A 20,363-nucleotide genomic window follows, 5' to 3' on the forward strand; every position below is an offset into this window, starting at 1 on the left:
CGAACCCCTTATGCGAAGTCAGCTGCGTATTCGTCCAGCGCGGCTTTGACTTTGTCTGCGGCGTCGCCCTTGATCTTGGGATCTTCGTCGGTGATCCACTTGAGCAGGTCGGCGTGCTTGCCGCGCAGGTGCTGCAGAAGACCGGTCTCGAAGCGACCAACGTCTTTCACGTCGACCTTGTCGAGATAGCCGTTCACACCGGCGAAGATGACGCAGACGATTTCCGCGTTGGTCAGCGGCGAGTACTGCGGCTGTTTCATCAGTTCGGTCAGACGTGCACCACGGTTCAGCAGCTGCTGGGTTGCGGCGTCAAGGTCGGAACCGAACTGGGCGAAGGCCGCCATCTCGCGGTACTGAGCGAGCGACAGTTTCACCGGACCGGCAACCGAAGACATGGCCGAAGTCTGGGCCGAGGACCCAACCCGCGAAACCGACAGACCGGTGTTCACAGCAGGACGGATACCCTGGTAGAACAGTTCGGTTTCCAAGAAGATCTGGCCGTCGGTGATCGAGATCACGTTGGTCGGAATAAAGGCCGACACGTCGCCGCCCTGGGTTTCGATGACGGGCAGCGCGGTCAGCGAGCCTGCGCCGAAATCTTCGTTCAGCTTTGCCGAACGCTCCAGCAGACGCGAGTGCAGGTAGAAAACGTCACCCGGATACGCTTCACGGCCCGGCGGGCGACGCAGCAGCAGCGACATCTGACGATAGGCAACGGCCTGTTTGGAAAGGTCATCATAGATGATCAGCGCGTGACGGCCATTGTCACGGAAGTACTCGGCCATCGCGGTTGCGGCATAGGGTGCCAGGAACTGCATCGGCGCGGGGTCCGAAGCGGTTGCAGCAACAACGATCGAGTAATCGATGGCGCCGGTTTCTTCGAGCTTTTTCACCAGCTGAGCAACGGTCGAACGCTTCTGACCGATTGCAACGTACACACAGTACAGTTTCTTGCTCTCGTCGTCGCCGGCGGCGTCGTTGTAGGATTTCTGGTTCAGGATCGCGTCCAGAGCAACGGCGGTTTTACCGGTCTGACGGTCACCAATGATAAGTTCACGCTGGCCACGGCCAATCGGGATCATCGCGTCAACCGATTTCAGGCCGGTTGCCATCGGTTCGTGAACCGATTTACGCGGGATGATGCCCGGTGCTTTAACGTCGGCAACGCCGCGCTCGGTGGAAGCGATCGGGCCCTTGCCGTCCAGCGGGTTGCCCAGGCCGTCGACAACGCGACCCAAGAGGCCGTCACCGATCGGAACGTCCACGATCGAGTTGGTGCGCTTGACGGTGTCACCTTCTTTGATGTCACGGTCCGAACCGAAGATAACGACACCAACGTTGTCGTTCTCAAGGTTCAGGGCCATACCCTGGATGCCACCGGGGAATTCAACCATCTCACCGGCTTGAACATTGTCCAGGCCGTAGACGCGCGCGATACCGTCACCGACGGAAAGCACACGGCCGACTTCGGCCACTTCGGCCTCTTGGCCAAAGTTTTTGATCTGGTCCTTAAGGATCGCAGAGATTTCGGCTGCTTGGATACCCATTATCCGACCTCTTTCATTGCATTCTGGAGGGAGGCGAGCTTGGAGCGGATCGACGTGTCGATCATCTTCGAGCCCACTTTAACGACAAGACCGCCGATGAGCGCATCATCAACGGTCGCATTGATCTTAACGGTTTTGCCCACACGGTCGGCCAGCGCCTTGGCAAGCTTCTCGCTCTGGGTCTTGGTCAGCGCCTTCGCGGTCACGACATCGGCGGTCACTTCGCCCTTGTCTTCCGCAATCTTGGCACGCAGCTGAACAATCAGCTGGGGCAGCACGAACAGGCGACGTTTCTCGGCCATCAGGCTGAGCACGTTCTTCAGCACCGGCTGAAGGCCCATCTTGTCTGCAATCGAAGCAATGGCTTTGCCCTGATCGTCACGGCTCACCAGCGGCGAGTTGATCAGGTCGCGCAGGTCTGCGCTATCGGCCAGTGCGGCGCTCAGGTCATCAAGACCGCTTTCCAGTTTGGCAAGCGACTTGTTCTCTTGCGCGATCTCGAAGACCGCGGTGGCATAGCGTTCAGCGATGCCGGAGGAGATCGAAGCTGGTTCGGACACGTCCACCCTTCCGCTTTTTGGCCCCAGTCGCGGCATACAATTGTATGCAGTGCTTTGGAGCGTTACGTGGCCCTGTCATGAAACAGGGCAGTCAAATCCGTGGCGGGTGTAGCAGAGGCTTGCGCGGCGGGCAACATTGTTCGGAATATTCCCGACTTTGCGCAACCCCCTGTTTTTTAAGGCTTTGAGGCAGGTGCGACCCTTTGCCTGTGACGGTGCGTCAAAAAAATGCAGCCCAAACCCCGATTTTGGGCGATTCCCGGCATCGCCAAAGCCAAATTGTTAGCGAAAACATGGAAAATCGCTTTCTGCAGAGAGACCACAAAAGCGATGCTGACCCCGTGACAGGCCCGGATCACGGCGCTAGCCTTGGGCAAAGGACTTTCGAAAACGGACACCCGCGTGCGATCTGCAGTTTTGCCAGTGCTTGCCATAGCGATCACCCTCTTCGGGCCCGTCACGCCGGTCGCGGCCCAAAGCAGCCTGTCGCTGGACGATTTCGACTTCGCCCCATCTTCCGAAGACGCGGCACCCTCCTATGACCGATGCGGCCGACCGGTGACCATGCGCCAGCCAACCCCCGGTGGCACCTTCGACTCCGAGACGATCTTTGACATGGATGACGTGCAGAATCTCGGCAACATCGAACCCAAGAGCAATGCCTCCAACCCCGCCTGTGGCGATCTGATGGCGGCCCCGCTGAGCGGCGCGGTGCGCTCCGGCGGACCGGACCTGTCTTTCAGCTTTGCCCCCGGCTCCAGCGACCCGGCGCGCGGACTGCTGCGCCATTTCGATGCGATCGAGACCTTGCGCGCGCAGGTGCGCTCGGGCCAGCGTTATCTCCTGCTTGGCTACGGCGGCCAAACCGGCACAGCCGAGGCGCAGCAGGATCTCGCCGCCCAGCGCCTGACACAGCTGACACAGGTGCTTGTCGATCTCGGTGTGCTGGCCCCCGCACAGATCATCGCCCTGATCCGGCCGACACCACCCCTGTCCGCGTTCGACTGGGATGTCGTCTCCGTGTTCCGCATGGCCACCGGCGCGCGTTAAGCCCTAGACCGGCGCCGCCTCGGGCTTGGGCGCCAGCGCCTTGAGCGGCTTCCTCACCGCCTCGCGAAGCCCGGGCCCGGTCGGCGCATGCACCCGCTTGGTCGCCTCAACGATCAGGACGCCCCCGGCCATCACAGGCGACAGCGTCTTGCCAATGCTTTCCCAAACCGGCCCGGTTTTCCGCCAGAAACGGCGATGCGACGGCGGCTGATACAGGGTCGCACGATGGCGCTCGGGCATGAACCCATGGCGGCGCAGCTGCGCTTCCAACTGCCCGCCCGAATAGGGCCGGCCATATCCAAAGGGCGTCGAGTCGCTGCGCGACCACATCCCCGAACGGTGCGGCACCACAAAAAGCGCCTTTCCGCCCGGCCCCAGCACCCGATACGCCTCGCCGAGCACATCCGACGGCCGTTCGCTGGTTTCCAGACCGTGCATCAGGACAAGCCGGTCCACATGCCCGGTTTCCAGCGGCCAGAGCGTTTCCTCGCACAGGACCGAGACATTCTTCATCCCCGCAGGCCAGGGCATCACCCCCTGTGGCGCAGGCATCAGCCCGATCACCCGCCGCGCATCCCCGAGATACGGGCGCAGCAACGGTACCGCAAAGCCGAACCCGGCAACCGTCTGCCCGGTGGCGTCGGGCCACAACTCCAGCATCTCGTCGCGCACGGCCTTCTGCGCCGCCCGCCCAAGCGCGCTGCGGTAATAGAAGTTGCGAAGGTCCTGTACATCAAGATGCATTGCACCCGGCCCCATGATCGGCAAAGCTGATGTCAACATAACAACGAACAGGCGAAAATCCATGCCCCATCAGATCGTGACCATTCCCTGCCTTGCCGACAATTACGCCTTCCTGATCCACGACCCGGCCAGCGGCGAAACCGCCCTTGTCGACGCGCCCGAGCCCGGCCCGATCCTTGATGAACTGGAACGGCGCGGCTGGACCCTTACCTACGTGCTGATCACCCACCACCACTGGGATCATGTCGACGGCCTGCCCGGCATCCTCGCCAAACACCGCGCCTCTGTCGTGGGGAACGCCAATGACGCCGAACGCCTGCCCGAGCTTGACGTGGCCGTGACCGAAGGCGACACGATCTCGATCGGAGGCGAAGCCGTGCAGGTGATCGACGTTTCCGGCCACACCATTGGTCATATCGCCTATTACTTCCCCGACACCGGCGCCGTCTTCACCGCCGACAGCCTGATGGCGCTCGGTTGTGGCCGCCTGTTCGAAGGCTCGCCCGAAATGATGTGGGACAGCCTGTCCAAACTCGCCGCTCTGCCCTCCGACACGATCGTCTGCTCCGGTCATGAATACACCACCGCCAATGGCAAGTTTGCCCTGACCGTCGATCCGGAAAACCCCGCGCTTGACGCCCGGGTCAAAGCCGTGGCCGAGGCCCGCGCCAATGGCATCCCCACCGTCCCCTCCACGCTGGCAGAAGAGCTGGCCACCAACCCGTTCCTGCGCGGCCATGACCCGATTGTCCAACGCACCGTGGGCATGGAAGGCGCCGACCCGGCTGCCGTTTTCGCTGAAATCCGCAAGCGCAAAGACAACTTCTAGGGCTCGCGTAATGGGCGATCCGGCGGCCGTTCACGATAAATGTGACATTAAAAATGCAGAAAGTCCTTGAAGACCGGGCCAGATCGACCAAACTTTAACTTATGAGGCCAATGGTGTTGGTGGGGCCTCGTCCCCCCGCGCCCCAGAAACGGAAGGAGCACGAGAGCAGTGCCTTCATTCTCGAATACGCTTGAACAAGCCATCCACGCCGCGCTGGCACAGGCCAACCAGCGGCGCCATGAATTTGCCACGCTGGAACACCTCCTTCTGTCGTTGCTGGACGAACCCGATGCCCTGCGCGTGATGCAGGCCTGCTCGGTCAATGTCGACGAGCTGCGCCAGACGCTGCTGGAGTTCATTGATGAGGATCTGTCTAACCTCGTTACCGATATCGAGGGGTCCGAAGCCGTCCCCACCGCCGCGTTCCAGCGCGTGATCCAGCGCGCCGCCATTCACGTTCAGTCTTCTGGCCGGACTGAAGTGACCGGTGCAAACGTCCTCGTGGCGATCTTTGCCGAACGCGAATCCAACGCGGCCTATTTCCTGCAGGAACAGGACATGACCCGCTATGACGCGGTGAACTACATCGCACATGGCGTTGCCAAGGATCCCGCTTTTGGCGAAGCCCGCCCCATCACCGGCGCGCAGGACGAGGCCGAAGAACAGTCGACCCATCATGTCGAGGGCGACAAGAAGGAAAGCGCACTGGCCAAATATTGCGTCGACCTCAATGCCAAGGCGATGAAGGGCGATGTCGACCCGCTGATCGGGCGCGACCACGAGGTCGAGCGCTGCATTCAGGTGCTCTGCCGCCGTCGCAAGAACAACCCGCTTCTGGTGGGCGACCCCGGCGTTGGTAAAACCGCCATTGCCGAAGGTCTCGCGCGCAAGGTGGTCTCGGGCGAAACGCCCGAAGTGCTGTCCAACACCACAATCTATTCGCTCGATATGGGCGCGTTGCTGGCGGGCACCCGCTATCGCGGTGACTTCGAAGAACGTCTGAAGGCGGTCGTGACCGAGCTTGAGGAACACCCCGACGCGGTTCTCTTCATTGACGAGATTCACACCGTGATCGGCGCTGGCGCGACCTCCGGCGGGGCCATGGACGCCTCCAACCTCCTGAAACCCGCCCTGCAGGGCGGCAAGCTGCGCACCATGGGCTCCACCACCTACAAGGAGTTCCGTCAGCACTTCGAAAAAGACCGCGCCCTGTCGCGCCGGTTCCAGAAGATCGACGTGAACGAACCCACGGTCGAAGACACGATCAAGATCCTCCGGGGCCTTAAGGAGTATTTCGAGGAACACCATTCCGTGAAATACACCGCCGACGCAATCAAATCGGCGGTGGAACTGTCGGCGCGCTACATCAACGATCGCAAGCTGCCGGACAAGGCGATTGACGTGATCGACGAAGCGGGCGCGGCACAGCATCTCGTGGCGGCCTCCAAACGGCGCAAGACCATCGGCGTGAAGGAAATCGAAGGCGTGATCGCCAAGATTGCCCGCATCCCGCCCAAGAACGTGTCCAAGGACGATGCCGAGGTGCTCAAGGATCTCGAAAAATCGCTCAAACGCGTGGTCTTTGGTCAGGACAATGCCATCGAGGCTCTGTCTTCGGCCATCAAGCTCGCCCGTGCGGGTCTGCGCGAGCCGGAAAAACCCATCGGCAACTATCTTTTTGCCGGCCCCACCGGCGTTGGTAAGACCGAGGTCGCCAAACAGCTGGCCGATACGTTGGGCGTGGAACTGCTCCGCTTCGACATGTCCGAATACATGGAGAAACACGCGGTTTCCCGTCTGATCGGCGCGCCTCCGGGCTATGTCGGCTTTGACCAGGGCGGCCTTCTGACCGACGGCGTCGACCAGCATCCGCATTGCGTGCTGCTTCTGGACGAAATCGAAAAGGCGCACCCCGATGTCTACAACATCCTTTTGCAGGTGATGGACCACGGCGAGCTGACCGACCACAACGGGCGCACCGTTTCCTTCCGCAACGTGGTCCTGATCATGACCTCGAACGCGGGTGCTGCTGAACAGGCCAAGGCGGCCATCGGCTTTGGCCGCGATCGGCGCGAGGGCGAGGATACCGCCGCCATCGAGCGCACCTTCACGCCCGAATTCCGCAACCGTCTGGACGCGGTGATTTCCTTCGCGCCCTTGCCCAAGGAAGTCATCCTGCAGGTGGTCGAGAAATTCGTCCTCCAGCTTGAAGCGCAGCTACTGGATCGCAACGTCACCATCGAACTCACCCGCAAGGCCGCCGAATGGCTGGCCGACCGGGGCTATGACGAGAAGATGGGCGCACGTCCGCTGGGCCGCACCATTCAGGAACACATCAAGAAACCGCTGGCCGAGGAACTGCTCTTTGGCAAGCTGGCCAAGGGTGGTGTCGTCAAGGTCAAGGTCAAGGATGGCAACCTCGAACTGGAGATTTCCGGCCCCGATAGTCCCCGGATCACCGGAAAGAAGCCACCGCTCCTTACCGCGGATTGATGCGCACGCTGACCACAGCTCTTTGCGGCGCCCTCCTGGCCTCATCAGCCATCGGGGCGCCGTTTTTGTCTCTGCCCATCGACTGCGAGCTGGGCGAAACCTGTTTTCTGCAGAATTACGTCGATACCGACCCGGGCCCCGGCACCCGCGATTTCACCTGTGGCCCGCTCAGCTATGATGGGCACAAGGGCACCGATTTTGCGCTACCTTCCATTGCCACCATGCAGGCCGGGGTAAACGTGCTGGCCTCGGCCGGGGGCGTGGTTGTCGGAACCCGCGACGGTATGGTCGACCGTGCCATCACCAACGATACCCTCGCTTCTGTCGAGGGGCGCGAATGCGGCAACGGTGTCGCTATTGATCACGGCGATGGCTGGGTCACCCAATACTGCCACATGAAACAGGGCAGCATTTCCGTCACCAAGGGCCAGACCGTTGAGACCGGCGATACCCTCGGACAGGTCGGGCTGTCAGGCCGCACCCAATTCCCGCATGTCCACATTTCCGTGCGCCACAACGGCACCGTGATCGACCCGTTTCAGCCCGGCGCCAATGACACATGTGGCGCCAGTGACAAAACCCTCTGGGCCGATCCCCTCGCCTATTCGCCCGGCGGCCTGATCGCCCTTGGCTTCACCACCGCCATTCCCAGCTTTGATCAGGTCAAATCCGGCCAGATCGCCCAGACCACCCTGCCGCCCAACGCGCCTGCATTGGTGCTTTACGCCTACGGATTCGGGAGCCGCGCGGGCGATCGCCTCGACATCACGATCAACGGCCCAGCCAATCGGGTCGTTGCGCAATCCGTCGATCTCGACAAAACGCAGGCCCAGTATTTTCGCGCCATCGGCAAACGCACACCCGCTGGCGGCTGGCAACCGGGGACCTATACCGGCACCGCGACCCTCTACCGCGATCAACAGCCGCTCGACAGCCAGAGCCTGACCCTCACCGTCGAATGACCACCCCCATTACCGCTCGGTGAATTTCAACTCGATCCGCCGGTTCTTGGCCCGCGCCTCGGGCGTGTCGTCAAAGTCGACCGGCTGGTATTCCCCGAACCCGTTGGCCGACAGGCGATAGGGCGCAATCCCGAGCGCCTCGATCATGTACCGCACAACCGACAGCGCCCGCGCCTGGCTCAGCTCCCAGTTATCCGCAAACCGTCCGCCAAGGATCGGCACGTTGTCCGTGTGCCCGTCCACACGGATAATCCAGTCGATCCCCTCGGGGATTTCATCCGCGACCGCCTTCAGAATCGCCGCCACCTTGGCAATCTCGGCCTCCCCTTCCACCGACAGATCCGCCCCGCCCGGCGGGAACAACACCTCAGAGGCAAACACAAACCGGTCCCCGACGATGCGCACACCTTCCTGATCACCCAGAACCTGCCGCAACCGCCCGAAGAACTCCGAACGATACTGGGCCAGATCCTTGGTCTGCGCCTCAAGATCGGCCTTTTCCGCTTCAAGCCGCTTGCGCTCTTCTTCTTCCAACTGGCGCCGCTTGCGTTCTTCCGCCGCCGCCCGCGCCAATGCCGCGTTGAGGTCACTGCCCAGTGTTTCAAGCTGTACCCGCGCCGCCGCATCGCGCTCTTTATAGTCATCCAGCAATGCCTGCAGGCTCGACAATTGCGACCTGAGCGCGCCAATCTGCTGGTTCAAAGCCTCGATCTTGCGCAGGCCTTCGGCTGATCGCGCCTCTTCCTGTGCGAGCGCCTCGTTCGCCGCCCGCAACAGCGCCTCACGCTCTTGCGCTGCGCTCAAGGCATCTTCCGAACTGCCCTCGGCAGCCTTCTTGGCCGCGAGCGCCGCCGCCAACTGCCGCTCCACATCCTCGGCGTCGCGCAGCTTGGCCTCTGCCGCCAGCTTGGCCGCCAAGGCTGCCGCCAACCGCTCGCGCAGGGATGTCGCGTTCTCCTGTGTCGCGGCCAGATCCGCTTCGAGAACCTGCTGCGCCGCCACCGCCGCCGCCAGCCGTTCTTCCAGCGTTTTCAACGCCTCTTCCAGCCCCGCGCCCGTGTTTTCCGCCTGCTCCGCCCGGTTCTCTGCCGCCAGCTTCGCCGCAAGGGCTTCGGACAAACGCGCCTCCAGCGCCTCAAGATCGCTGCGCAACTGTATCTCGGTCTGTCCCGCAGCCGCCTCCGCGGTGGCCCGCGCCGCCTCTTCCGTCGCCAGCCGCGCCTGCAAATCCGCCAGCGTTTCATTCCCCTTTTCAAGGTCGAGCAAGGCCGCCGTCAACTCGGCCCGCACCGAGGCCAATTCTTCGGACTGTGCGGTGGCCGAACTCTGCGCCGTTTCCAGCGCCAGCACCGCCCGCGCGAGCTGTGCCGCCAGTTCCTCGCGGGCCGCAAGCGCGCCTTCCAGCTCACCCCGCGCCGCCGCCAGCTCCTGTTCGCGCTCCGCCAAAGCCGCTTCCACTGCCGCCAGCCGTACCATCGCTTCGGCAAGGTCTTCCGACACGTCCTGCCCTTCGACCAGCGCCGCCGCCAGTTTCAGGTCCAGATCCTCCTGCGCCGCCCGCGCCGCAGCCAGCATGGTCAGCGTTTCTTCGGCCTTGCGGCGCTGTTCCTCCAGCGCCAACGTCATCGCCGTCAGCTCCGCATCCGCATTCTTCAAACGCTCGCGCAGCGCCTCGGCCGCCGCCGCCTCGACCAGCCGCGCCGCCTCTTCCTCGGACAGCTGATCTTCAAGATTGCCTACCCGCGCAGTCAGTTCCTCTTCCCGCGCCTCACTCTCGGCCAGCTTGCCGTTCAACTCCTCCACAAGCGCCTGCAACGCCTCGCGCCGCGCTGCCAAAAGCCGCGCGGCCTCGGTCTGCACGTCGATCTCGTCGCGCGCCTGCGCCAAGGCAAGGTTGAGCGCCTCGCGCTCATCAATCAATGCAGCCCGTTCGGCAGACAGCTCATCCCGCCGCGCCTCAAGATCGGCAATCGTGCCAAGCGCCTCTTCCCGCTGCGCCAACAACGCCGCCACCTGCGTTTCAAAACTGGTGATCCGCGCCTGAGCCGCCGACAGTGCTGCATCCTGCGCCTCACGCTCAGCCGACAACGCGGCAATCAACGCCTCCTGCTCGCGCACCTGCGTTTCACTGCTGTCGAGTGTCGCCTTCAACCCGCCGACTTCGGTTTCCAAAGCCTCCGTACGTGATCGCTCAAGCCCAAGTGCATCCGCCAGCGCCAGCACCTCGGCCTCAAGCGCGTTCAGCTCATCTTCCTGTCCGGTGATGGTCTCCCGAAGCACGAACTGCACGATCATGAAAATCGTCAGCACGAACATCAGTACGAGCAACAACCCGGTCATCGCATCCACGAAACCGGGCCAGATCGAGGCCTGAAACCGCTGTCCGGTGCGCCGGGAAAGGGCCATGGATCAGCCCTCCTGCCCGCCGCCGTCCTGCGCGTCGGTCCCCGGCTTAGGGCGCAGCTTGCCCGCGGGCTTTGCCGGATCGCTGACCTGCGCGCGGGCCATGCTGCGCAACTGACGCTGCAACCCGGCCAGATCACTGCGCAGTTCGGCCATGGTCTCCTGACGTCCGGCGGAAATCTCTTCAAGAATTCGGAGCATCTGCACGTCTATCGACCGCAGCCGCATGCGGCTTTCGGCATCAATACCGCCGTCTGTGTCATCGCGCTCTTCGAGCACATGCAACAGCCGCTCCTGTCCTTCGGCCACTCGCAAAAGCGCCTGCGTGGTCGGGGCCTGCGTCTCCATCCGATCCGTCATCCGGTGGATCGCTTCGGCCAGTTGCGACAGCCGCTCATCCGCGTCTTCGCGGCTTCCCATGGCAGCGGCAAAGCTCAGCTGCATCGCTTCCATCTGCTGCGCCATGTGGTCAAAGGCCATGCCCACGGCCTGCTGTTCGCCGCCTTCCCCGTCGCCCGACGAGAACCCGACCCGCGTGATTGAACTCAGCCATTCTTCCAGTTCGCGATAAAACCGGTTCTGCCCGTGTCCCGCAAACAGTTCCAAGAGCCCAACGATCAGCGATCCGGCCAGCCCCAACAGCGACGAGGCAAAGGCGATGCCCATGCCCCCCAACTGCGCCTCAAGCCCGGTCATCAGGCGCGAAAACACCTCGACACCGCCCTCGCCTTCCTGCGGCGCAAGACTGCGGATCGTGTCGACCACCGCCGGCACCGTGGTGGCAAGCCCATAGAAAGTTCCAAGAAGGCCAAGGAAAATCAACATGTTGACGAGGTAACGCGTGATTTCACGCCCCTCGTCGATGCGTGTCGCAACCGAATCGAGGATCGACCGCGTGCTCGTTGCGCTGATCTGGCTATGCGCACCGCGCGTGCGCAACAGCGCCGCCAAAGGTGCCAGAAGTTGCGGCGCTTGGTACTCTTCATACCCCTCCCGCAGCCCGGCAAAGCTTTCAATCCAGCGCACCGAGTTGATCAGAGAAAACACCTGCCAGAAACAGGCCAGCACCCCGATCAGGAAGACAAAGGCAATGAACCCATTAAGATAGGGGTTGGCGATGAACACGGGCATGACCCGTGGCAACGCGACATAGACCAACAGCCCGGTCAGCCCAAGCACGACCAACATCAGGATGATCTGTCGGAACGGTTGAGAGAAACGCGGCTCGATTTTTCGGTCTGGCTGGTCCATGTGGACGGATCCTGACACTTGTTTTTTCTGCCGTCACCCTACTGGCAACGGCTTGCCCTGCCAAGTTTTATTGCGCCGCGCCGCCGCGACGCACTCAAACCGCTGTCAATTCGCGCACCCGCGCCGAAAGCCAGTCAAGTTCCGCATCCTCGATCCCCAGCTCCCAAAGGTGGCTGGCGGTGTTGTGCAGGTAATCGGTGTTCGGCCCCCGCCCACCCACCGCCGTGGCAATGATCTGCGCCTGTTCTTCCAGTTCCAGATGGCAATACTGGACATGATCCGGGTCGATCACATAGGTCACGGCTTCAACCTTGCGCCCGTCCGCCAGATCAATGTGCAGCATCTTTTCCAGATAGGCCGAACTGACCAGTTCGCGCTCACGCAGGTAATCCAGCGTCGTGTCCCGGTGCTCGGGCGCCACCGAAAGCGCCAGCCCCTGGCAATGCGCGCCCGCCATCGCATCCAGCGCCAGCACCAGCCCCGGTTTGTCCACCGTGCCGCGATGATGGATCGAGCGCATGCAAAAGCTGCGATGCCACCCCGGCAGGCTGGCAATCGCCTTTTCCTGATACTCGAAACCGGGGTTCCACAAGAGCGACCCGTATCCAAAAACCCACATGTTCTGCCTCTGGTCCTTGACGTTGCGCGCCGTTAAACACCAATCACAGCGCTGGGAAAAGGGGCCTTGCCATGATGAAACGTCTTGTCGTGTTGATCGCCGTGCTGGCGGCGGCCTGGTCGGGCTACTGGCTGGCCGGGCACTGGGGCTTGACCAAGGGGTTCGACATCTGGTTCGAAGAACGGCGCGCCGAAGGCTGGGTGGCCGAGTATGACGATCGCGCCACGCGTGGCTTTCCCAACCGATTTGACACCACCTTCACCAATCTGACCCTTGCCGATCCCGGCACCTCGGTCGCGTGGGATGCGCCTTTCTTTCAGATTTTTGCGCTGAGTTATCGCCCGACCCATGTCATCGCCGTCTGGCCGCATGCGCAAACCCTGTCCACCCCGTCCGAGAAACTGACCCTGAACAGCACGGACATGCGCGCCTCGCTCGTGCTGCGCCCGGACTCAGCGCTGACACTCGAACGCACGAACGTCGTGGTCGAGGGGCTGACCCTATCCTCTTCGCGCGACTGGCAAATGTCGGCTGCCGCCCTGAACCTCGCCATGCACGCCCAACCCGAGTCCGAAGCCACCTATCGCCTCGCCCTGCAAACACAGGATTTCGCGCCCCCCGTTGCCTATGCCCTGCCCTCCGGTGCCGACCTGCCACGCAGCTTTTCGGCCCTGCGGGCGGACGTGACCGTCACCTTTGATCGCGCTTGGGACCGCACCGCCATCGAAGACAGCCGCCCCCAGCCCAGGGAAATCAACCTCGCTCTGGCCGAGGCCAAATGGGGCGATCTCGAACTCAATGCGGCAGGCAAGGTGAGCGTCGACAGCCTCGGTTATCCCACAGGCACGATCACCATACGCGCGGTCAACTGGCGTGAAATCATCGCCGTGGCGCGCGCGTCCGGGCAGGTTTCTCCGGCCATCCTCGACACGGTCGAAGGCGCGCTCGACCTTGCGTCTCAACTGGCCGGGAACAGCGCCCAACTCGACATTCCGCTGACCTTCAAAAACGGCGCCACCCGCCTCGGTCCGGTGCCCATCGCCCCGGCCCCGATCATCCGCCTGCACTGAACGCCTGTGCATGACAGCGGGGCCGTCAACCTATCGGCAATAGGGCCCGCCCCGGTGGCGCGCGACGTCCAGATGGAAATGATCCTTATGGTAGCGATCCGCGCGCGGCCCCAACACCGTGCCGAACGGGCCACAGGCGTTCTTGTGCATCTTCTTGAGAATGCGTCCCTTCTTGCCGCCGCCCCAGTCCTTCAGCACGGAAATCTCGTCCCCGTTCTTCAACCGGAACGCCGAGATGTCGATCGCATTGCCCTTGCCATGTTCCGAAATCTTCGCGCCCTTACGGTTGTTGCGGGTCCGGCAGGCATAGCCGGCGGCCACCTTCAACTCGACCACCCCGCCGCCATAGCGCTTGACCGCTGGCTCCACACCATTCTCGATCCACTTGCTGAGCGATTGCGCCGTCTCACAGCGCATCACCGCCGGGGTGCTGAGCTTGACGCCATTCACCTCGTAAAGCTGGATGGCGCCCTTGGAAATGCCACAGCCTGCAACACGCGCGGGCACCGGTGCGATCTCCTTGCCGATCAGCTTGCGGTCCCGGCACAGGCGCACCATGCCATTGCCGACATTCTTGCCCTCTTTGGAGGGCTTCGCATCAAGCCCATCGCGCTGCGGCATGGCCGCCTCCAGCGGGTCGAACGGCTGCGTCGGCGCGGGCTTGATGTCCGGCTTTTTCTTAGCCACCGGGGCCGCCGGGGCCACTGCCGCCGCCGCAGCCACCTTGCGTGATTGGCGATCCGGGCGCGGCACCGGCCGCACCGAACGGTCCGGCGCGAAACTGGGCAAGGCCACCGGGAACACGTGCTCCCGCGTCACGGGGCGCAACGACCGCGTCGGCGCCCCGGCAAATGCCGCATCCATCAGGCAGAGTCCGGCTATGATACAGGCCGTTATCGCGGCCCGCCCCCTCATTTGCGCGGTGCTCCCCGTCCGAAATCGGGCGCGTCGGTATCCTGCCCGGCTTCGATGATGCCCCGGCGAATGGCGCGGGTATGGGTGAAATACTCAAACAGGTGATCGCCGTCACCCGTGCGAATGGCCCGCTGCAACGCGAAAAGCTCTTCGGTGAACCGCCCGAGAATCTCCAGCGTTGCGTCCTTGTTGGTCAGGAACACGTCCCGCCACATGGTCGGATCACTTGCTGCGATCCGGGTGAAATCCCTGAAACCGGCGGCGGAATACTTGATGACTTCGCTATCCGTCACCCGGCGCAGGTCATCCGCGACCCCCACCATCGTATAGGCGATCAGGTGCGGCGTGTGGCTGGTCACGGCAAGCACAAGGTCATGATGATCCGCGTCCATCTCGTCGACATTGGCGCCCATCCCCTCCCAAAGCGCGCGCAAGGTCGCAACCGCTTCGGCATCGGTGTCCTCATCCGACGGCACAATGATGCACCAGCGGTTGTCAAACAGCTCGGCAAACCCCGATTCCGGCCCGGAATGCTCGGTCCCGGCCAAGGGGTGCGCGGGCACGAAATGCACCCCTTCCGGCAGATGCGGCGCCACCGCCTCGATCACCGACCGCTTGACCGACCCCACATCCGACACGGTCGCACCGGGTTTAAGCACGGGCGCAATCTCTTCGGCCACGGCCCCCATCGCACCAACCGGCACGCACAGAACCACGAGGTCCGCGCCTTCGGCCGCTTCGGCGGCGCTGTCGCACACCCGGTCACACAAACCGATCTCGCGCGCCTTCTCGCGGGTCGCCTCGGTCCGGGCATAGCCCGTCACCTCGCCCACGAGACCACCGCGCTTGATGGCCCAATACATCGACGAGGCAATCAGCCCCAGCCCGATCAGCGCGACGCGATCATAAATCCGGGTCATCGCGCACCGTCCTTGAATTGGCCAATCGCATGTGCGACCCGGCGGCACCCGGCCTCGTCACCCACGGTGATCCGCAGACAGTTGGGCAGGCCGTACCCCGCCACCCGGCGCACGATGATGCCCTGCGATTTGAGGTAATCGTCACAGGCTTCGGCCTCTTCCTGATCCGCGAAACGCGCCAGGATGAAGTTGGCGGTCGAGGTGTCCGACGGCACCCCCAGCTCGGCCAGCGCCTCGGCCAGCCACGCGCGCAGGCGGGTGTTCTCGCTGCGGCATTTCTCGACCCATGCCTGATCCCGCACTGCCGCCTCCGCCACCGTCAGCTGAACGGTCGAGAGGTTGAACGGCTGGCGCAGCCGGTTCAGCACGTCGATGATCTCTTTCGGCGCATAGCCCCAGCCGACGCGCAACCCACCCAGCCCGTAGATCTTGGAAAAGGTCCGCGTCATCACCACGTTGTCACGCGATTCCACCAAGGCCGCACCGCCGTCATGCCCTTCGACATACTCGGTATAGGCCCCGTCATGCACAAGGATCGCCCCCTCGGGCAGACCGTCCGCCAGACGCGCCACCTCGGCCGTGCCGATCATCGTCCCCGTCGGGTTGGCCGGGTTAGCGATAAACACGATCTTGGTCTTCTTGGTACAGGCCGCGAGGATCGCATCCACATCCACGATCCGCTCACGTTCGGCCACTTTGACCGGGGTTGCCCCGACCATGCGCGCCAGAATGGGATACATGGAAAACCCGTGCTCGGTGTAAACCACCTCGTCACCCACGCCCGCATAGGCTTGCGTCACGAATTGCAACACCTCGTCCGACCCGACCCCGCAAATGATGCGTTCGGCATCGAGCTTGTGCACCTCGGCAATCGCCGCACGCAGGCTGGCATGGTCCGTATTCGGGTAACGATGCAGCGCGTGGCCGGTCTTGGCGTGGGTCTGTTTCACCACGTCCGAGCTCCCGAACGGGTTCTCGTTCGACGACAACTTGACCACGTCGGACACGCCCTCAACACTGGACGATCCGCCAACATACAATTCGATATCCAGAATACCGGGCTGCGGCTTAATACGGGGCATCAATAAACTCTCCTGCTACGCCACGCTGTTTAGCCCTGCGCCATCGTATTGGAAAGCAGGGAACGCCGCATTGAGGTGCAAATGCGCCTTGTTGGCAACGCCGCCCTGCCCTGATCCCATTTCCGTTGGTGCTTCGGGCACCTGCGCGGGACATCCTGTCGCGCCCGCCGAACACACCGCACTACTTTACCGCCGGCCGTGGCACACTCCGCTCTTGCGATGAATGCCGTGATCCCCCTAACCTGCTCATACCAGCCGCCCCGGAATACATCTTCAGAAAGACATTTATGACCTTCCCGACACTCCGCGCCCTATTTGCCTGTTTCTGCCTCACCCTGATCGCGGCCTGCGCCGATCCCCAGGCCAAGACCCCGGACGCCTATGCCAGCTTCATCGACGGCGACATTACCTTGCCCGAAGTGCCGCCCGAATACCTCGAGGCCCCCAACCGCCGCACCATCCTCCCCTATGAGGGCGAAGAAGAGCCTGGCACCATCGTGGTCGATCCCTATGCAAAGTTCCTCTACTACGTCGAAGACGACGGCACCGCGACGCGTTACCCGGTCGCCGTGGGCCGCGAGGGGCGCGGCTTCAAGGGCGAAGGCGTGATCAGGCGCAAGGAAGAATGGCCCGGCTGGACCCCGACCGCCAACATGCTCAGGACCGAACCCGAGGTCTACGGCCCCTTCGCCCGCGGCATTCCCGGCGGCGTGGCCAGCCCGCTCGGCGCCCGTGCCCTTTACCTCTATCGTGGCGGAAAGGACACGCGTTATCGCATCCACGGCACCAATGACATGGAATCCATCGGCAACGCCAATTCCGCCGGTTGCATCCGCATGTTCAATCAGGATGTCATTCACCTCGCCGACCGCGTCGACCTCGGCACACAGGTCAAGGTGCGCTCCTACGAGGAATCGGTCGAGATCGAAGGCGTAGAGATGGCCAATCGCGGTCAGGAACTGCCGCCCAAGATCGTCAATCCCGACATCGTCTATGCCGCCGTCGCCGACCAGGAACGCCTGCGCGTGATGCGCGAAACCCAGCGCAAGCTGGAAGAAGAAGAGAAAGCCGAAGAGGACGGCTGATACCCGTCATCACAACCACAAAAAAAACCCGCTGCGACATCGCAGCGGGTTTCTTTTTGTTTGCTGGTGCAGGCGAAGATTAGTTCTTCGCGTAGAATTCGACCACGAGGTTCGGTTCCATCATCACCGGGTACGGCACGTCCGACAGGCCGGGGGTGCGCACGAAGGTGGCGGTCATTTTCGAGTGGTCGGCGTCGATGTAATCCGGAACATCACGCTCGGCCAGCTGAACAGCTTCCAGAACAACGGCGAGTTGCTTGGACTTGTCACGCACTTCAACCACGTCACCCTCTTTCACACGGTAGGAGGGGATGTTGACGCGCTTACCGTTGACCAGAACATGGCCGTGGTTCACGAACTGACGTGCTGCGAACACGGTCGGCACGAATTTGGCGCGGTAAACAACTGCGTCCAGGCGGCGTTCCAGCAGACCGATCAGGTTTTCACCGGTGTCGCCTTTGACACGCTCGGCTTCGGCATAGATGCGGCGGAACATTTTCTCGGTCATGTCGCCATAGTAGCCCTTGAGCTTCTGCTTGGCGCGCAGCTGGGTTCCGAAGTCCGACAGTTTGCCCTTGCGGCGCTGACCGTGCTGGCCGGGGCCATAGTCACGACGGTTGACGGGGGATTTGGGGCGACCCCAGATGTTTTCGCCCATGCGGCGATCGATTTTGTACTTGGCAGACGTGCGTTTGGTCACGGCTGATCTCCTTCGTTCAGGTTTCGAAGGGCGTTGTCCTCTTGCCGGATTTGGCCGACATGACAGGCATCCTCTTGCGAGGGCCACCAACACCAATGAAGCCGCGCGTATACAGCAGCCTGCGGGGGAGTCAAGCGTCCTATGCGCTTTTGCTGCGTCGCCTGCAATTCCATCTGCGCAGCCCCCCCTTATCATTGGGCTTTTGGGCCGAACCAATATACACTGCCCGCAGAGAGGGTACACTTGGAACGACGATTGACCGCGATCCTTGTTGCCGACATGGTCGGCTACTCGCGCCTGATGGAACAGGACGAGTCGGGTACTATTTTGCGACAGAAGGCCCACAGGTCCGCGCTCATTGATCCTTCCCTGACCGCCCACAAGGGTCGCGTGGTCAAGACAACCGGGGACGGGTTGCTCGCGGAGTTTCCCAGCGTGGTCGAGGCCGTCTCCTGCGCCGTGGAAATTCAACGCGAAATGGCCCTGCGAGAGGTCGATCACGCGCCGGAGACGCGTATTGAGTACCGCATCGGAATCCACCTTGGCGATGTCTTCCACGAAGACGGCGACATCCATGGCGACGGCGTCAACATCGCCGCGCGCCTCGAAGCACTGGCGCACCCCGGCGGCATTTGCCTCTCCGGTGACGCCTATAATCAATTGCGCGGCGTGACGGATGTCGGGTTTGAAGACCTGAATGAAGTGCAGGTCAAAAACATCGCGCGCCCCATCCGCGCATGGCGTATCTTGCTCGATCCGGCTCAGGGCGGGATCAAAGCCAAAACCCCGATGACGCGCCAACGTAAATGGAGTCTGGCTGCCCTCGTTCTTGTCATTTCGATCGGTCTGCTATTGGGCGGCTTCTGGTGGTTGCATACCCCGTCCGATTTTGAACCGGTTGACCCGGCGGACATGGCGCTGGAACTGCCCAGCAACCCGTCGATCGCGGTACTGCCCTTCACAATGACGGGTGATGCCAATGGTCGGGACTGGATCGCTGACGCCATTTCCGAAAGCATCATTTCCACGCTTTCTCTTTCCCCGGACATGGTCGTCCTGTCACGCTCGACAACCTTTGCCTACAAGGACCAGAAGCCCGACCCCGCCCAAATCGCCAGCGACCTCGGTGTGCGCTACATCCTCAGCGGGTCCGTGGTCAGCCTCGGGGAAAAACTACGCGTCACGGCAGAACTCGCGGACGCGATCAAGGGGGAGCAGATCTGGTCGCTGCAACGCGTCAGCACACTTGACGACCTTTTTGACCTGCAAGACACGATTTCGCGTCAGGTCTTCGAAGAAATGTCGGTCTCGCTCACGCTCGGCGAAGACACAAGAAGCTGGATCGAACTGGCCGGCGGGTTTGAAAACTATGTTCAGGTCATTAACGGGCGCGCCGAGTTCCAGAAATTCAGCCCCGAGGGTCACGCCAACGCCGGCCGGATCTATCAAAATCTGCTTCGCAAGAACCCGGAGCAGGCCTTTGCCAATTACCTGATGGGTTGGCTGCACTGGCAAAAAGTCATCATCGGCCTCAGCCAGGATCGTTCCAAGGACTTGGCCACGGCACAACGTTTTGTGGACAAGGCGCTGGCAGCGCAAGAGTTCTCCGAGGCCTACACGCTTGCCGCTGTTCTGGCCCTTGAAAACAAGCTGCACGCCAAGGCCATCGTTTTTGCCGACAAGGCGCTGGCCCTGTCACCGGGCAGCGCCGAAGCAAACGCCATTGGCGGGTGGACCAAGGCAGCAAGCGGGCAACCGCGCGAGGGGCTACAGCTTATGGAACTGGGTATGCGTCTTGAGCCGGATTACCCCGAGTGGCTCCCCGCGCCCGTCAATTTCGCGCGCCTCGAACTGGGTCGTTACAAAGACGCCGAACGTCTGGCGCGTGAGGTGCTGGCTTCCGATACCAAGGATGTAAGGGCCAAGCCCTTTGCTGCCAGCATGCTCGTGGCCGTTGCGGTTTTTCAGGGCAACATCGAAGAGGCCAGAAGCCGGGCGAAAGATTTCTTGGAACGCGTCCCGCACGCCAGCGCGGCCAACGCTCGCCAGCTCCGCTGGCAGTACAAGAACCAGAATTTTGTTGATCGATACGCCAAGGCATTGGTTCAGGCAGGCATTCCCGAAAACTGACAT

General features: G+C 62.4%; 17 protein-coding genes. 7 read left to right on the plus strand and 10 right to left on the minus strand.

What is annotated here, in order from left to right; translation table 11 throughout:
* Window positions 1-8 precede the first annotated feature (8 nt).
* A complete protein-coding gene (atpA, locus tag BMZ35_RS02025) occupies window positions 9-1,547 on the minus strand; it encodes a F0F1 ATP synthase subunit alpha (protein ID WP_093090407.1) in 1,539 nt (512 codons plus the stop codon).
* On the minus strand, window positions 1,547-2,107 hold the full coding sequence (locus BMZ35_RS02030) for a F0F1 ATP synthase subunit delta (RefSeq protein WP_093092478.1): 561 nt from the start codon (window positions 2,105-2,107) through the stop codon (window positions 1,547-1,549). The genes atpA and BMZ35_RS02030 overlap by 1 nt, the downstream gene beginning before the upstream one ends.
* A 402-nt stretch (window positions 2,108-2,509) precedes the next feature.
* On the opposite strand from BMZ35_RS02030, the gene BMZ35_RS02035 reads away from it, so the two are divergent.
* On the plus strand, window positions 2,510-3,157 hold the full coding sequence (locus BMZ35_RS02035) for a hypothetical protein (RefSeq protein ID WP_131814310.1): 648 nt from the start codon (window positions 2,510-2,512) through the stop codon (window positions 3,155-3,157).
* Window positions 3,158-3,160: 3 nt separating this feature from the next.
* On the opposite strand, the gene BMZ35_RS02040 is transcribed toward BMZ35_RS02035, so the two are convergent.
* The gene (locus BMZ35_RS02040) at window positions 3,161-3,901 is read right to left on the minus strand and encodes a class I SAM-dependent methyltransferase (protein WP_093092480.1); all 741 of its coding nucleotides are present in this window, start codon (window positions 3,899-3,901) and stop codon (window positions 3,161-3,163) included.
* A gap of 61 nt (window positions 3,902-3,962) precedes the next feature.
* Here BMZ35_RS02040 and gloB point away from each other — a divergent pair, with 61 nt between their 5' ends.
* The 3 genes from gloB to BMZ35_RS02055 all read left to right on the plus strand — a co-directional run bounded on the left by gloB (window position 3,963) and on the right by BMZ35_RS02055 (window position 8,185).
* The gene (gene gloB, locus BMZ35_RS02045) at window positions 3,963-4,730 is read left to right on the plus strand and encodes a hydroxyacylglutathione hydrolase (RefSeq protein ID WP_093090411.1); all 768 of its coding nucleotides are present in this window, start codon (window positions 3,963-3,965) and stop codon (window positions 4,728-4,730) included.
* Window positions 4,731-4,898: 168 nt separating this feature from the next.
* Window positions 4,899-7,223: an ATP-dependent Clp protease ATP-binding subunit ClpA gene (gene clpA, locus BMZ35_RS02050; protein ID WP_093090413.1), complete on the plus strand. Its 2,325-nt coding sequence runs from the start codon at window positions 4,899-4,901 to the stop codon at window positions 7,221-7,223.
* The gene (locus tag BMZ35_RS02055) at window positions 7,223-8,185 is read left to right on the plus strand and encodes a M23 family metallopeptidase (RefSeq protein ID WP_093090415.1); all 963 of its coding nucleotides are present in this window, start codon (window positions 7,223-7,225) and stop codon (window positions 8,183-8,185) included. Before clpA ends, BMZ35_RS02055 begins: the two co-directional genes overlap by 1 nt.
* Before the next feature lie 9 nt (window positions 8,186-8,194).
* Here the strand turns inward: BMZ35_RS02055 and BMZ35_RS02060 are convergent, their stop codons facing one another.
* The 3 genes from BMZ35_RS02060 to BMZ35_RS02070 form a co-directional block, all read right to left on the minus strand.
* Window positions 8,195-10,591, minus strand: coding sequence for a peptidoglycan -binding protein (locus BMZ35_RS02060; RefSeq protein WP_093090416.1), 2,397 nt, complete (start codon window positions 10,589-10,591; stop codon window positions 8,195-8,197).
* A 3-nt stretch (window positions 10,592-10,594) separates the two neighbouring features.
* The gene (locus BMZ35_RS02065) at window positions 10,595-11,839 is read right to left on the minus strand and encodes a biopolymer transporter ExbB (RefSeq protein WP_093090418.1); all 1,245 of its coding nucleotides are present in this window, start codon (window positions 11,837-11,839) and stop codon (window positions 10,595-10,597) included.
* Window positions 11,840-11,933: 94 nt separating this feature from the next.
* Window positions 11,934-12,458 (minus strand): gamma-glutamylcyclotransferase, encoded by a 525-nt coding sequence (locus tag BMZ35_RS02070; RefSeq protein WP_093090420.1) that lies wholly within the window; start codon window positions 12,456-12,458, stop codon window positions 11,934-11,936.
* 71 nt (window positions 12,459-12,529) lie between these two features.
* Between BMZ35_RS02070 and BMZ35_RS02075 the strand changes: the two genes are divergently transcribed.
* A complete protein-coding gene (locus BMZ35_RS02075) occupies window positions 12,530-13,528 on the plus strand; it encodes a DUF2125 domain-containing protein (protein ID WP_093090422.1) in 999 nt (332 codons plus the stop codon).
* Window positions 13,529-13,558: 30 nt separating this feature from the next.
* Here the strand turns inward: BMZ35_RS02075 and BMZ35_RS02080 are convergent, their stop codons facing one another.
* Genes BMZ35_RS02080 through hisC form a run of 3 tightly spaced genes read right to left on the minus strand, consistent with a single transcriptional unit; the run spans window position 13,559 to window position 16,445 of the window.
* Window positions 13,559-14,392 (minus strand): extensin-like domain-containing protein, encoded by an 834-nt coding sequence (locus BMZ35_RS02080; RefSeq protein WP_093090424.1) that lies wholly within the window; start codon window positions 14,390-14,392, stop codon window positions 13,559-13,561.
* A 47-nt stretch (window positions 14,393-14,439) separates the two neighbouring features.
* The gene (locus BMZ35_RS02085; protein WP_093090426.1) at window positions 14,440-15,363 is read right to left on the minus strand and encodes a prephenate/arogenate dehydrogenase family protein; all 924 of its coding nucleotides are present in this window, start codon (window positions 15,361-15,363) and stop codon (window positions 14,440-14,442) included.
* Window positions 15,360-16,445: a histidinol-phosphate transaminase gene (hisC, locus tag BMZ35_RS02090; protein WP_093090427.1), complete on the minus strand. Its 1,086-nt coding sequence runs from the start codon at window positions 16,443-16,445 to the stop codon at window positions 15,360-15,362. The genes BMZ35_RS02085 and hisC overlap by 4 nt, the downstream gene beginning before the upstream one ends.
* A gap of 287 nt (window positions 16,446-16,732) precedes the next feature.
* Here hisC and BMZ35_RS02095 point away from each other — a divergent pair, with 287 nt between their 5' ends.
* A complete protein-coding gene (locus BMZ35_RS02095; protein WP_093090429.1) occupies window positions 16,733-17,530 on the plus strand; it encodes a L,D-transpeptidase in 798 nt (265 codons plus the stop codon).
* A 79-nt stretch (window positions 17,531-17,609) separates the two neighbouring features.
* Here BMZ35_RS02095 and rpsD read toward each other — a convergent pair whose 3' ends face one another.
* The gene (gene rpsD, locus BMZ35_RS02100; RefSeq protein WP_093090430.1) at window positions 17,610-18,230 is read right to left on the minus strand and encodes a 30S ribosomal protein S4; all 621 of its coding nucleotides are present in this window, start codon (window positions 18,228-18,230) and stop codon (window positions 17,610-17,612) included.
* A gap of 243 nt (window positions 18,231-18,473) precedes the next feature.
* On the opposite strand from rpsD, the gene BMZ35_RS02105 reads away from it, so the two are divergent.
* Window positions 18,474-20,360 (plus strand): adenylate/guanylate cyclase domain-containing protein, encoded by a 1,887-nt coding sequence (locus BMZ35_RS02105; RefSeq protein ID WP_093090432.1) that lies wholly within the window; start codon window positions 18,474-18,476, stop codon window positions 20,358-20,360.
* Window positions 20,361-20,363: the final 3 nt, after the last annotated feature.

Origin of the sequence: Shimia aestuarii (assembly GCF_900114635.1) — a bacterium.
In the GTDB taxonomy this organism is placed as follows: domain Bacteria; phylum Pseudomonadota; class Alphaproteobacteria; order Rhodobacterales; family Rhodobacteraceae; genus Shimia; species Shimia aestuarii.